Origin of the sequence: Enterobacter cloacae complex sp. IR5459, assembly GCF_049238005.1 — a bacterium.
Lineage (GTDB): Bacteria > Pseudomonadota > Gammaproteobacteria > Enterobacterales > Enterobacteriaceae > Enterobacter > Enterobacter hormaechei_C.
Window position 1 is genome coordinate 156,540 of sequence record NZ_JBMKIG010000005.1, and the last position, 13,027, is coordinate 169,566.

Annotated in this window: 8 protein-coding genes and 1 other RNA gene; 3 read left to right on the forward strand and 6 right to left on the reverse strand. The window is 56.9% G+C overall.

Features of this window, described 5'->3' with window-relative positions; all coding sequences use genetic code 11:
- The first annotated feature begins 2 nt into the window (after nt 1–2).
- A non-coding RNA gene (locus ACOTX4_RS12510) (RtT sRNA) lies at nt 3–133 on the forward strand.
- A gap of 201 nt (nt 134–334) precedes the next feature.
- On the opposite strand, the gene narI is transcribed toward ACOTX4_RS12510, so the two are convergent.
- The 5 genes from narI to ACOTX4_RS12535 all read right to left on the reverse strand — a co-directional run bounded on the left by narI (nt 335) and on the right by ACOTX4_RS12535 (nt 8,773).
- Entirely contained in the window at nt 335–1,012 is a 678-nt protein-coding gene (narI, locus tag ACOTX4_RS12515) for a respiratory nitrate reductase subunit gamma (RefSeq protein WP_003856712.1), read from the reverse strand.
- Nucleotides 1,012–1,722 carry a nitrate reductase molybdenum cofactor assembly chaperone gene (gene narJ / locus ACOTX4_RS12520; RefSeq protein WP_022651366.1) on the reverse strand — a complete coding sequence of 237 codons (711 nt, stop codon included), beginning with the start codon at nt 1,720–1,722 and terminating at the stop codon, nt 1,012–1,014. The genes narI and narJ overlap by 1 nt, the downstream gene beginning before the upstream one ends.
- On the reverse strand, nt 1,719–3,254 hold the full coding sequence (narH, locus tag ACOTX4_RS12525; RefSeq protein ID WP_017384243.1) for a nitrate reductase subunit beta: 1,536 nt from the start codon (nt 3,252–3,254) through the stop codon (nt 1,719–1,721). The genes narJ and narH overlap by 4 nt, the downstream gene beginning before the upstream one ends.
- Entirely contained in the window at nt 3,251–6,994 is a 3,744-nt protein-coding gene (locus ACOTX4_RS12530; protein WP_022651367.1) for a nitrate reductase subunit alpha, read from the reverse strand. The genes narH and ACOTX4_RS12530 overlap by 4 nt, the downstream gene beginning before the upstream one ends.
- Nucleotides 6,995–7,375: 381 nt before the next feature.
- Nucleotides 7,376–8,773 carry a NarK family nitrate/nitrite MFS transporter gene (locus ACOTX4_RS12535; RefSeq protein ID WP_003856705.1) on the reverse strand — a complete coding sequence of 466 codons (1,398 nt, stop codon included), beginning with the start codon at nt 8,771–8,773 and terminating at the stop codon, nt 7,376–7,378.
- 309 nt (nt 8,774–9,082) lie between these two features.
- Here ACOTX4_RS12535 and narX point away from each other — a divergent pair, with 309 nt between their 5' ends.
- Together narX and narL are read left to right on the forward strand one after the other, a co-directional pair.
- On the forward strand, nt 9,083–10,879 hold the full coding sequence (gene narX, locus ACOTX4_RS12540; protein WP_003856703.1) for a nitrate/nitrite two-component system sensor histidine kinase NarX: 1,797 nt from the start codon (nt 9,083–9,085) through the stop codon (nt 10,877–10,879).
- Nucleotides 10,872–11,522 (forward strand): two-component system response regulator NarL, encoded by a 651-nt coding sequence (narL, locus tag ACOTX4_RS12545; RefSeq protein ID WP_003856701.1) that lies wholly within the window; start codon nt 10,872–10,874, stop codon nt 11,520–11,522. The genes narX and narL overlap by 8 nt, the downstream gene beginning before the upstream one ends.
- A gap of 1 nt (nt 11,523) precedes the next feature.
- On the opposite strand, the gene ACOTX4_RS12550 is transcribed toward narL, so the two are convergent.
- The gene (locus ACOTX4_RS12550; RefSeq protein WP_063937633.1) at nt 11,524–12,942 is read right to left on the reverse strand and encodes a YchO/YchP family invasin; all 1,419 of its coding nucleotides are present in this window, start codon (nt 12,940–12,942) and stop codon (nt 11,524–11,526) included.
- Nucleotides 12,943–13,027 lie beyond the last annotated feature (85 nt).

The following is a 13,027-nucleotide window of genomic DNA, read 5'->3' on the forward strand; positions in this document are numbered from 1 at the left end:
ATGGTTCTTCAGTGCGGGGAAGGATGAGAAGCTTCGACCAAGGTTCGATTCGAGCGTAGCGAGAAAGCGTTGCCGCAGGCAACGACCCGAAGGGCGAAGCGCGAAGCGCTGAGTAATCCTTCCCCCACCACCATCACTTCCAGATTCTTTAGCACTATCCAAAAGCACAATGCCCCATGGTTCTCCCATGCGGGGACGGATAAGAAGCTTCGACCAAGGTTCGATTCGAGCATAGTGGCCGGGTAAGGCGCAACCGCCACCCGGCATCCGCACGAAACCCTGGATCGGGGACAAAAAAAACCCCGCATATGCGGGGTTGTATTAATACAGCGAATCAGCGACGAGCACGCACAACCTGATATTTGCGCGTCAGGTACTCCACCGGCGCACTCCAGATGTGCACCAGGCGAGAGAACGGGAACAGCACAAACAGGGTCATACCCAACACCAGGTGAACGCGGAAGATGAACGCCACGCCGTCCAGATGCTCAGAGGCGCCCCCGCGGAAGGTCACGACAGACTGCGCCCATCCCACCAGCTTCATCATCTCGCTGCCGTCCATATGCTGCGCAGAGAATGGAATGGTCAGCAGACCAAGCGCACACTGCACCATCAGCAGGGAGAGGATCAGGATGTCCGCTCCGGTCGTGGTAGCCCGCACGCGTGGGCTGAACAGACGGCGTTTCAGCAGCAACAGACCACCCACCAGGGTCATCACGCCGCAGGCGCCACCGGCGAGCATCGCCATCTTCTGCTTCACGTCAATCGGCAGCCACGCTTCGTACATCCAGTGCGGGGTCAGCATCCCCAGGAAGTGACCGGCGAAAATCCCCAAAATCCCGATGTGGAACAGGTTTGACGCCAGGTTCATCCCTTTACGATCCAGCATCTGGCTGGAGGCAGCACGCCAGGTGTACTGGCCATAGTCATAACGCAGCCAGCTTCCCACCAGGAACACGGTGCCCGCGATATACGGGTAAATGTCAAAGAAGAACATATTCAGGAAGTGCATTAGTGCTGTCCTCCGTTAGAGATATTCAAATATTGCGGAGCCACCGCTCCGGCAAAACGACGCTGATGCGCGGAGATTTCAGATTCGCCACAGCTCTGGTCAGCAAAGAATTTCACCTGCTCTTCTTCCCAGACGGCATCCAGTGCTTGTGGGGTATCGTCCCGGGCTTCATCCGCGATTTTTTCCGCCACTTTTTGACTGTCAACCGAGGCGTTAGCCAGTTTCACCAGCAGATCAAACAGGACTGCATAGCTGCTCTCACGTTGCTGGAGACGCGCGCCGAGCAACGCCAGAATGGGAGCAATGTCCTGCAACCCGCCCAGCGCTTCCTCTTTCGGCAACTGCGCCAGATATTCCAGATACAGCGGCAGGTGATCCGGCAGCTCGCGGCTGTCGAGTTGCAAACCGTGCTGCTCGTACTGGGCCATCAGATCCACCATCGCCTGACCACGGTCGCGGGATTCACCGTGAACGTGTTCGAACAACAGCAGAGACGTGGCACGACCCCGGTCAAACAGCTGGCTGTAGTCCGCCTGCGCATCAAGAAGATCGCGCGCCAGCAGATCGCGGAGGAAAACGCCCAGCTTCTGGGCATCCTCTTTATCCAGGTTTTCAGATGACGCGAGTGCATCAAAGAGTTCCTGTTGATGCTGCACAAGCGCAGCATCAGGGTACTCGAGCAGACGCGAAACAATGACGAGTTCAATCATTGGTGCGGCTCCGTTTTGCTGGTCACATCCATCGCGTCGATGCGGCGGCTGTTGAACAGGTTGAATTTGCTGTCTGACCCGTGGCAACCGTCGCCAAAGGTAAAGCCACACCCACTTTTCTCCGGGAAGGCCTCGCGAGCCAGTTCACGGTGGCTGCTCGGCACCACGAAACGATCTTCGTAGTTAGCGATTGCCAGATAGCGGTACATCTCCTGCGCCTGCGCTTCGGTCAGACCAACCTCTTCCAGCGCGCGGGTATCGTTCACGCCGTCAACAGTTTCCGCACGTTTGAAGTGACGCATCGCCAGCATACGTTTCAGCGCCAGCAGTACCGGCTGGGTATCCCCGGCGGTGAGCAGGTTGGCCAGATACTGAACCGGGATGCGCAGGCTTTCCACGTCCGGCAGAATGCCGTTGCTGCCCAGTTCACCCGCATCCGCCGCAGACTGAATCGGAGACAGCGGCGGCACGTACCAGACCATCGGCAGCGTGCGGTATTCCGGGTGCAGCGGCAGGGCCAGCTTCCAGTCCATCGCCATTTTGTACACCGGAGACTGCTGTGCGGCGTCAATCACGCTCTGCGGAATACCGTCTTTAAGCGCCTGCTCAATAACCTTCGGATCGTTTGGATCGAGGAAGACATCCAGTTGACGCTGATACAGATCTTTCTCGTTCTCGGTGCTTGCGGCATTTTCAATCGCGTCCGCGTCGTACAGCAGCACGCCGAGGTAGCGGATACGACCTACGCAGCTCTCTGAGCAGACGGTCGGCATACCGGCTTCGATACGCGGGTAGCAGAAGATGCACTTCTCAGACTTACCGCTCTTCCAGTTGAAGTAGATTTTTTTGTACGGGCAGCCGGTGATGCACATACGCCAGCCGCGGCACTTGTCCTGGTCGATCAGCACAATGCCATCTTCTTCACGCTTGTAGATGGCGCCGCTTGGGCAGGTCGCCACGCACGCCGGGTTAAGGCAGTGTTCGCACAGGCGCGGCAGGTACATCATGAAGGTGTTTTCGAACTGGCCGTACATCGCCTTCTGCATGTTCTCGAAGTTCTGGTCTTTGGCGCGTTTTTCGAACTCGCCGCCCAGAATCTCTTCCCAGTTTGGACCGCTGGTAATTTTGTCCATGCGCTGGCCGGTGATCAGCGAGCGAGGACGGGCGATCGGCTGGTGTTTGCTTTCCGGCGCGTTGTGCAGGTTCTGATAGTCGTAATCAAACGGCTCGTAGTAATCATCGATGCCCGGCAGATGCGGGTTAGCGAAGATTTTACCCAGCAGCATGGCACGGTTACCCATGCGCGGTTGCAGTTTGCCGTTGATTTTACGGATCCAGCCCCCCTTCCATTTCTCCTGGTTTTCCCAGTCGGTCGGGAAGCCGGTGCCCGGCTTACTTTCCACGTTGTTGAACCAGGCGTACTCCATACCTTCACGGCTGGTCCAGACGTTTTTACAGGTGACTGAGCAGGTATGACAGCCGATGCATTTATCCAGATTCAGCACCATGCCGACTTGTGAACGAATTTTCATTTTACGCTCTCCTGTACCTGGTCATTACCTTCGCCATCTAACCAGTTAATATTCTTCATCTTACGTACCACCACGAACTCATCGCGGTTCGATCCTACGGTGCCGTAGTAGTTAAAGCCGTAGGCCAGCTGGGCATAACCACCGATCATGTGGGTCGGCTTCGGCGTAATACGGGTCACGGAGTTGTGAATACCGCCGCGCTGTTCGGTGATCTCAGACCCCGGCAGGTTAACGATACGTTCCTGCGCGTGGTACATCATGGTCATCCCGGCCGGTACGCGCTGGCTCACCACCGCACGTGCCGTCAGGGCACCGTTGCTGTTGAACACTTCAATCCAGTCGTTATCTTCGATACCCAGATCTTTGGCGTCCGCTTCGCTCATCCAGACGATTGGCCCCCCGCGCGACAGGGTCAGCATCAGCAGGTTGTCGCTATAGGTGGAGTGGATACCCCACTTCTGGTGCGGCGTCAGGAAGTTCAGCGCCTTCTCAGGGTTACCGTTTGATTTCGCACCCATCACCGCTTTCACGGAGCGGGTGTCGATTGGCGGACGGTACACAAGCAGGCTTTCACCGAAGTCACGCATCCACTGGTGGTCCTGATACAGAGACTGACGGCCAGAAAGCGTGCGCCATGGGATCAACTCGTGAACGTTGGTGTATCCGGCGTTATAGGACACATGTTCATCTTCGAGGCCAGACCAGGTCGGGCTGGAGATAATCTTTCGCGGCTGGGCCTGAATATCGCGGAAGCGGATTTTCTCTTCCTCTTTATTCTTCGCCAGGTGCGTATGGTCACGACCGGTAAACTCGCTCAGGGCCGCCCAGGCTTTCACCGCCACGTGGCCGTTGGTTTCCGGGGCCAGGGTCAGGATCATTTCCGCCGCATCAATCGCCGTGTTCAGCATCGGCTGGCCTTTCGCCGGGCCGTCCGCTTTGGTGTAATTGAGCTTGCGCAGCAGGTCCATTTCACTCTGGGTGTTCCAGGCGATCCCTTTCCCGCCGTTACCGATTTTTTCCATCAGCGGGCCGATAGAGGTAAAGCGCTCGTACGTTGCCGGGTAATCACGTTCAACCGGAATAATGTGCGGCGCGGTTACGCCTGGGATCAGGTCGCACTCGCCTTTTTTCCAGTCCTTCACGTCCAGCGGTTGCGCCAGTTCGGCAGCGGAGTCGTGCTGGATTGGCAGCGTCACCACGTCGGTCTCTTTGCCCAGGTGCCCTACACAGACTTCGGAGAATTTCTTCGCGATGTCTTTGTAGATTTCCCAGTCGCTTTTTGATTCCCATGCCGGGTCAACGGCCGCAGACAGCGGATGAATAAACGGATGCATATCCGACGTATTCATGTCGTCTTTTTCGTACCAGGTGGCGGTAGGCAGCACGATATCGGAGTACAGGCAGGTACTGGACAGACGGAAGTCCAGCGTTACCACCAGATCCAGCTTGCCGTCCAGACCGTTGTCTTTCCATTCAACTTCTTCTGGCTTCACGCCGCCCTGCTTGCCGAGATCTTTACCCTGAATACCGTTTTCGGTACCGAGCAGGTATTTCAGCATGTATTCATGGCCTTTACCGGACGAACCCAGCAGGTTAGAGCGCCAGATGAACAGGTTACGCGGATGGTTTTTACCGTTCTCCGGCTGTTCTGCCGCGAAGCGGATTGAGCCGTCTTTGAGGGATTTAACGGTGTAGTCAACCGGTGACATGCCCGCTTTCTTCGCCGCTTCCGCAATGCGCAGCGGGTTCGTGCCCAGCTGCGGCGCAGACGGCAGCCAGCCCATACGCTCAGCGCGCACGTTGAAGTCAATCAGGTGGCCGCTGTAGCGGGATTTATCCGCCATCGGCGACAGCAGTTCCTGGGCGGTAACCGTCTCGTAGCGCCACTGGCTGGAGTGGTTATAGAAGTAGGAGGTGCTGTTCATGTGGCGTGCCGGACGCTGCCAGTCAAGGGCAAACGCCAGCGGCTGCCAGCCGGTCTGCGGACGCAGTTTTTCCTGGCCCACGTAGTGCGCCCAGCCGCCGCCGCTCTGCCCGACGCAGCCGCAGAAGATCAGCATGTTGATCAGGCCGCGATAGTTCATATCGAGGTGATACCAGTGGTTCAGACCGGCACCGACGATGATCATGGAGCGACCGTGGGTTTTGTCGGCGTTTTCCGCAAATTCACGCGCGATACGGGTGATCTGCGCGCGTGGCACGCCGGTGATCTGCTCCGCCCAGGCCGGGGTATAAGCCTTCACGTCATCATAGCTGGTCGCGCAGTTTTCATCGTTCAGGCCGCGCTCCAGGCCGTAGTTCGCCATGGTCAGATCGTAGACGGTAGTGACCAGAGCAGTAGAACCGTCCGCCAGTTGCAGGCGCTTAACCGGCAGTTTGTGCATCAGAACGTTTTGCAGCTCAACCTTGTTGAAGTGCTCGGAACCTTCATTACCAAAGTACGGGAAGCCGACATCGGCGATCTCATCCTGGCTGCCCAGCATGCTGAGACGAAGTTCCGTCTCTTCACCCGTGGTGCCGTTACGCTGCTCCAGGTTCCATTTGCCTTTTTCGCCCCAGCGGAAGCCGATAGAGCCGTTTGGCGCCACCAGCTCGCCGTTGCTGTTGCAGGCGACCGTTTTCCACTCCGGGTTGTTTTCCTGACCCAGCGCGTCCACCAGATCTGCGGCACGCAGCATACGGCCTGCGGCGTAATAGCCGTCACGCTCTTCGAGCATCACCAGCATTGGCATGTCGGTGTAGCGACGCACGTAATCAGTGAAATACTGGCTTGGCTTGTCGAGGTGGAATTCGCGCAGCATGACGTGGCCCATCGCCAGCGCCATGGCGGCATCGGTACCCTGTTTCGGCGCCAGCCACAGGTCGCACAGCTTGGCAATTTCGGCGTAGTCTGGGGTCACGGCAACGGTTTTGGTCCCTTTGTAACGTACTTCAGTAAAGAAGTGCGCATCCGGGGTACGGGTCTGCGGAACGTTAGAGCCCCAGGCGATGATGTAGCTGGAGTTGTACCAGTCAGCGGACTCCGGCACGTCGGTCTGCTCGCCCCAGGTCTGTGGCGACGCTGGCGGCAGGTCGCAGTACCAGTCGTAGAAGCTCAGGCAGGTACCGCCGATGAGTGACAGGTAGCGCGCGCCGGAGGCGTAAGAGACCATCGACATCGCCGGAATTGGCGAGAAGCCTGCCACACGGTCAGGACCGTAAGTTTTCACGGTGTAGACGTTGGAAGCCGCAATCAGCTCGTTCACCTCTTTCCAGGAAGAGCGAACGAAACCACCGCGACCACGCGCCTGCTTGAAGCTTTTCGCTTTGTCGGCATCTTCAATGATGGAGGCCCAGGCATCAACCGGATCGCTGTGCTGCACTTTCGCTTCACGCCACATTTTCATCAGGCGTTTACGCATCAGCGGGTATTTCAGTCGGTTTGCGCTGTAGAGATACCAGGAGTAGCTGGCCCCACGCGGGCAGCCACGCGGCTCGTGGTTCGGCATATCCGGACGGGTACGCGGATAATCGGTCTGCTGCATTTCCCAGGTCACCAGACCGTTTTTAACGAAAATCTTCCAGCTACATGAGCCAGTGCAGTTTACGCCGTGGGTAGAACGGACAACTTTGTCATGCTGCCAGCGTTGACGGTAACCGTCTTCCCAGTCCCGGTTGGTATCCAGAACCTGGCCGTGCCCATCGGCAAAAGTTTCACCCTTCTGTTTGAAGTAGCGAAACCGGTCCAAAAATTTGCTCATCGGGTATCTCCTGTGTGGAGCCTGTGGCTCTCTAAATCGACATTGCTGATTTGCAGCGAAGGTAACGCTATGAAAGATGGTGAGAATTGATAACGATCAAGACGAAGGGGGACTCTGAGGGGGGGTATTAGATCAAATACCACCAAAGCGGTAGCCGTTAATATTTCTTAACCTTTTGATTTATATAGATATATTTTATTTATCGTACAATAAGCGAGGCAAAATTTAACATCTTAGGTATTAAGGGGTAGAAACACCTGTAAAGCGATGGCGATCACAGCGTTACCTGCGGGTGACCACGGGTAACGCCATTAGTATGTTGTAACTATTTAGCGATTAAAAAAAGCGCGGCACTCAGGCCGCGCAAACGGATAATCAAGCTTACTTGTTTTTCTTGGTATTACGGCCATATACCAGCCAGGTGATGACCACGCAGGCGATATAGAAGACGAGGAATACTTTCATCGCACCCGCCGGTGAGCCGGTCAGATCCAGTGAGATACCGAACGCTTTTGGAATAAAGAAGCCGCCAATCGCGCCTATCGCAGAGATAAACCCAAGCGCCGCAGCGGTATCGGTGGCGGCTTCACGCATTGCCTGCTCGTCGCTCCCACCCTGCGCTTTCACGCGGTCCATGGTCAGCTTGCGGAAGATGACAGAGATCATCTGGAAAGTAGACGCACTGCCCAGCCCGGCGGTCAGGAACAGCACCATGAAGACGCCGAAGAAGGCAAAGAAGTTACCCCCCTCACCACCCGCAGGCAGCGTCAGGAACAGCAGCGCACAGAAGATGGCCATTACAACAAAGTTCACCAGCGTAACGCGCGTCCCGCCCAGACGGTCGGAGATCATCCCGCCCAGCGAACGTGCCAGCGCGCCGATAAACGGACCGAAGAAGGCAAACTGAAGGATCTGCACGTCCGGGAACTGGGTTTTAGACAGCATGGCAAAGCCTGCGGAGAAACCGATGAACGAGCCGAAGGTCGCCAGATACAGCAGCGCCATCACCCACAGGTGGCCACGCTTCAGAACCGGCAGCTGCTCGCTCAATGACGCTTTGGACGCGGACAGATCGTTCATGAAGAACCACGCCGCCAGGGTAAAGACCACCAGGAACGGTACCCAAATCCAGGAGGCGTTTTGCAGGAACAGCACGGAACCGTCGGGCTGCGTCACACCGCCGCCGCCAAAGGCCGCAAAGATGGAGACAGAGATCGCCAGCGGGGCAATCAGCTGCATCACGCTCACGCCCATGTTACCCAGACCGCCGTTAATGCCCAGCGCGCCACCCTGCTTCGCTTTCGGGAAGAAGAAGCTGATGTTTGCCATACTGGACGCAAAGTTCGCCCCCGCAAAACCGCACAGCAGAGAGATAATCACGAACACGCTAAACGGTGTGGAGGTATCCTGCACCGCAAAACCGAGCCACACGCACGGTATGATCATGATCCCGGTACTGAAAGCCGTCCAGCGACGACCACCAAAGACCGGCACCATAAACGCATAAGGAACGCGCAGCAGTGCGCCTGAAAGCGACGGCAACGCGGTCAACATAAACAGCTGGTCGGTGGTAAAGGTAAAGCCCACTTTTGGCAGGTTAACCGCAACCGCACTGAACAACATCCAGACGCAAAACGCCAGTAACAGACATGGAACGGAAATCCACAGATTACGACTTGCTACACGGTGGCCGCGCTGTTGCCAGAACGCCGGATCCTCTGGACGCCAGTCTGTAATAACGGCACCAGTTTCCCTTTCGGGAGCGGAAGAGTGACTCATAGACACCTCTGATTCTCGAATGATGCTGCAAACATTAGGGCTTTAGAGCGGCGGTAAGTTGATATAAATCAAAGGAAAAGTGGGAGGTTTTGCGGCAAAAAAAAAGCCATCACTCTTAATGAGTAGATGCAAAACGTAAAAAAGGTGTGGTTTTTCACGGTGCTGAGGCATCCCTGCTTCGTCCACCCACTAACCGTTACCTCTCTGGCAATTTAGAGGTAATCCTTTATTGGTATGGGTATACTCCAGGGTATGCACCAGAATAGCGCCATTCCTGCAATCAGGTCACGTCAGGAGCCCGGCAACTCTATGTTAAAAAGATGTTTATCTCCGCTGACGCTGGTTAACCAGCTGGCGCTTATTGTTCTGCTGTCCACCGCTATCGGTGTGACCGGCATGGCTATTTCTGGCTGGCTGGTACAGGGTGTACAGGGTAACGCGCATGCCATCAACGAGGCAGGCTCGCTACGTATGCAGAGTTACCGGCTACTGGCGTCGGTGCCGCTGACGCAGGCTGACCAACCGCTTATCGACGAAATGGAGCGTACCGCATTCAGCCCTGAACTGGAAAGAGCCGCCATCCGTGACGGTCAGCAATCTCAGCTTAAGGCGCTTCAGGGCTACTGGCATACCCAGCTGGAGCCCGGCTTAAAGCGGGCGGAAGACCGGGAAACGGTCGCCCAGGATGTCGCCGGGTTTGTGTCACGCATCGATCATCTTGTCTCCTCATTCGATCGCACCACAGAGTTACGCATTGACCGTGTGGTGATGGTTCACCGCGCAATGGCGCTGTTTATGGGTTTGCTGCTGATTTTCACGGTTATCTGGCTGCGCGCGCGGTTGCTTAACCCCTGGAAACAGCTCCTGGCGATGGCCCGCGCCGTCACACAGCGCGATTTTACCCAGCGCACGCACATCAGCGGGCGCAACGAAATGGCGATGCTTGGCGAGGCGCTCAATACCATGTCGGCAGAGCTATCAGAGAGCTACGCGGTACTGGAACAACGCGTCCAGGAGAAAACCGCCGGGCTTGAGCAAAAAAACGAGATCCTCTCTTTCCTCTGGCAGGCGAACCGTCGCCTGCATATGCAGGTACCGCTTTGCGAACGTCTCTCGCCAGTACTGAACGGCCTGCAAAACCTGACTCTGCTCCGCGATCTTGAGCTTCGGGTTTACGACGTTGAAGATGAGGAAAACCATCAGGAATTTACCTGTCAGTCGGACATCTCCTGCGACGATAAAGGGTGTCATCTGTGCCCGCGCGGCTTGCCGCCGCTTACCACCAGCGGCACGACCCTCAAGTGGCGGCTGATGGACAGCCATACCCAGTACGGTATTTTGCTGGCCACCCTGCCCGCCGGACGTCACCTGAGCCACGACCAGCAGCAGCTGGTCGATACGCTTGTTGAGCAGCTCACGGCCACGCTGGCGCTCGACCGCCACCAGGAGAAACAGCAGCAGCTGATCGTGATGGAGGAGCGTGCCACCATCGCCCGCGAGCTGCACGACTCCATCGCCCAGTCCCTCTCCTGCATGAAGATGCAGGTGAGCTGCCTGCAAATGCAGGACGAAGGCATGCCCGAGAGCAGCAAACAGCTGCTCAGCCAGATCCGCAACGAGCTTAACACCTCGTGGGTTCAGCTTCGCGAGCTGCTGACCACCTTCCGTTTGCAGCTCACCGAGCCGGGGCTGCGCCCTGCGCTGGAGTCCAGCTGTCAGGAGTTTAGTGCCCGGCTGGGCTTCCCGGTGAAGCTGGATTACCAGCTGCCACCGCGTTTTGTCCCCTCTCACCAGGCGATCCATTTGCTGCAAATTGCCCGTGAAGCCCTGAGCAACGTGCTCAAGCATGCCGAGGCGACGGCCGTTACGGTCACCGTCAGCTGCCAGGATAATCAGGTGAAGCTCAGGGTTCAGGATAACGGCCGCGGCGTGCCGGAAAATGCCGAACGAACGAACCATTATGGTTTAATTATCATGCGAGACCGCGCGCAAAGCCTGCGCGGTGATTGCCAGGTTCGCCGGGGAGAGTCAGGTGGCACCGAAGTAGTGGTCACCTTTATACCCGAAAAGCCCCTCATAACTGCTCAAGGAGAAAACCATGACTAATCAGGAACCGGCATCTATCCTGTTGATTGACGATCATCCGATGCTGCGCACTGGCGTTAAACAGCTTGTCAGCATGGCGCCAGATATCACCGTCGTCGGGGAAGCCAGCAACGGCGAACAGGGTATTGAACTTGCCGAATCGCTCGATCCTGATTTGATCTTGCTCGATCTCAACATGCCGGGCATGAATGGCCTGGAAACCCTCGACAAGCTGCGGGAGAAATCCCTCTCTGGCCGGGTGGTGGTCTTCAGCGTCTCAAACCATGAAGAAGACGTGGTCACCGCCCTCAAGCGAGGGGCAGACGGCTATCTGCTGAAAGATATGGAGCCGGAAGATCTGCTCAAGGCGCTGCAACAGGCTGCCGCAGGCGAGATGGTGCTGAGTGAAGCGTTAACGCCGGTACTGGCTGCCAGCCTGCGTGCGAACCGCGCCACGTCTGACCGCGACGTCAGCCAGTTGACCCCGCGCGAGCGTGACATTCTGAAGCTGATTGCCCAGGGGCTGCCGAACAAAATGATCGCCCGCCGTCTGGACATCACCGAGAGCACGGTCAAAGTGCATGTCAAACACATGCTGAAAAAAATGAAGTTAAAATCCCGCGTCGAAGCCGCCGTCTGGGTGCATCAGGAGCGCATTTTTTAACTTACTCATCCGGCAGCAACTTCCACCGTGGATCGTCGGCAGGCATTGCGACGAGCGGTTGCACCACGGAAAGCGTGATCTCATTGGAGGAGACACGCTGCCCATCCTTATCTTCCACCACGGCCGTTAGCCGCCATGCGTTTTTCGCCCCTTCTGAATCATCCCATGCAGGCATGATCACACTCCAGCCATCGCTGCTGTTGCCGTTTGCCGGTGAGGTCAGGCTGAGCGCCTGGGTATCACCCAGCCAGTGGATCTGCCGGATACCGTGCTTGCTGCGAATTTGCAGCTTCAGCATCACGGTTTCGCCTGGCTTAAGATCCCACGGCGGCGTGGCCAGATATACCGAGAGGGTTTTGCGCTGACGGAATTCCATCACGGGCAGATTATCGCGCTCAGGTGAATCATAGCGGCTGCCCCGCAGCGAGCGCGTCGCCGCCACTTCCCCGGCGGAAAGCTGTTTCGCCAGCGGCACGCCAAAGCGATAGTTGAGCTTCAGCCCGAGGTTATTCTGGCTAACGCCGCTCTCCCCCTGCTTATGGGCAGCCGTCAGGGTGACCAGCGGAACGGGGGTATAGTTCAGCCCCAGGTTGACCGCAACCGGATTGTGATATCCCGTACCGCTGTTAAACAGATCGACGTTATCGCCAAAATACTGTTCAAAGCTGACGCTGGTGTTCAGGTGATGAAACCAGGGAAGCCAGGCTTTGGCCGTTACGTCGTACCCGCGCGCCATGCGCTGCTCGCGGATGTCGGAACGCGGCTGCCAGCCAGCGAACGGCTGGTAGTAATTGGCCGACAGGCGCAGGTTTTCACCCCACGCCTCTGCGCCCAGCCCGGCACGTTGCAGGTTGTCTTGCAGCAGGTTGTCGTAAAAGGTGTTGTAGCCCAGCAGCCAGTTTCCGGCAACCCAGCGCTGCCCGATCCCGACATTGCTCACCAGCCCATCTGTCTGCTGCGTCAGGCCAAGCTGGCTCCAGCTCAGATAACGGGTGTTGTCGTTCCAGGGGATAAACCAGCTACCGCTGCTGCCGTTAAAGTTGCCGTCGTCATCCACCAGTACATTGACGCTGGCGTTTCCCCAGGGTGAAAGCCAGGATTCAATCTGCTCGTTGACTTCCCCGCTGACGGCATCCCGCACTTTGCCAAACGCGAACTGTCGCGCCTGCTGCCCGGCCGTCAGGCCGTTATCGGTCATACTGGCTTCACCGAAGGCCTTTGCCATTTCAGCCAGATGCTTTTCGCCTTCGGTGGTCGGTTGCGCCATACCGAGATCCGGCAGGCTATCGCCGTTATTATCAAACGGATTCTGCGCCTGCTGCACGAAGGATTTCGGCGCACCGTGAACGGCTCCAGCCGTAAAAAGGGGGAGTAACAGCAAAAAACGGATGCGGGACGATACAGCCTTCAACGTCGTCAATCAGAACCTGTGTTTATGAACAAACACTTATTATGTTAACGCCATAAGCCCTGAAAACCAGTCTTAACAGAAATTTCAGGAATAT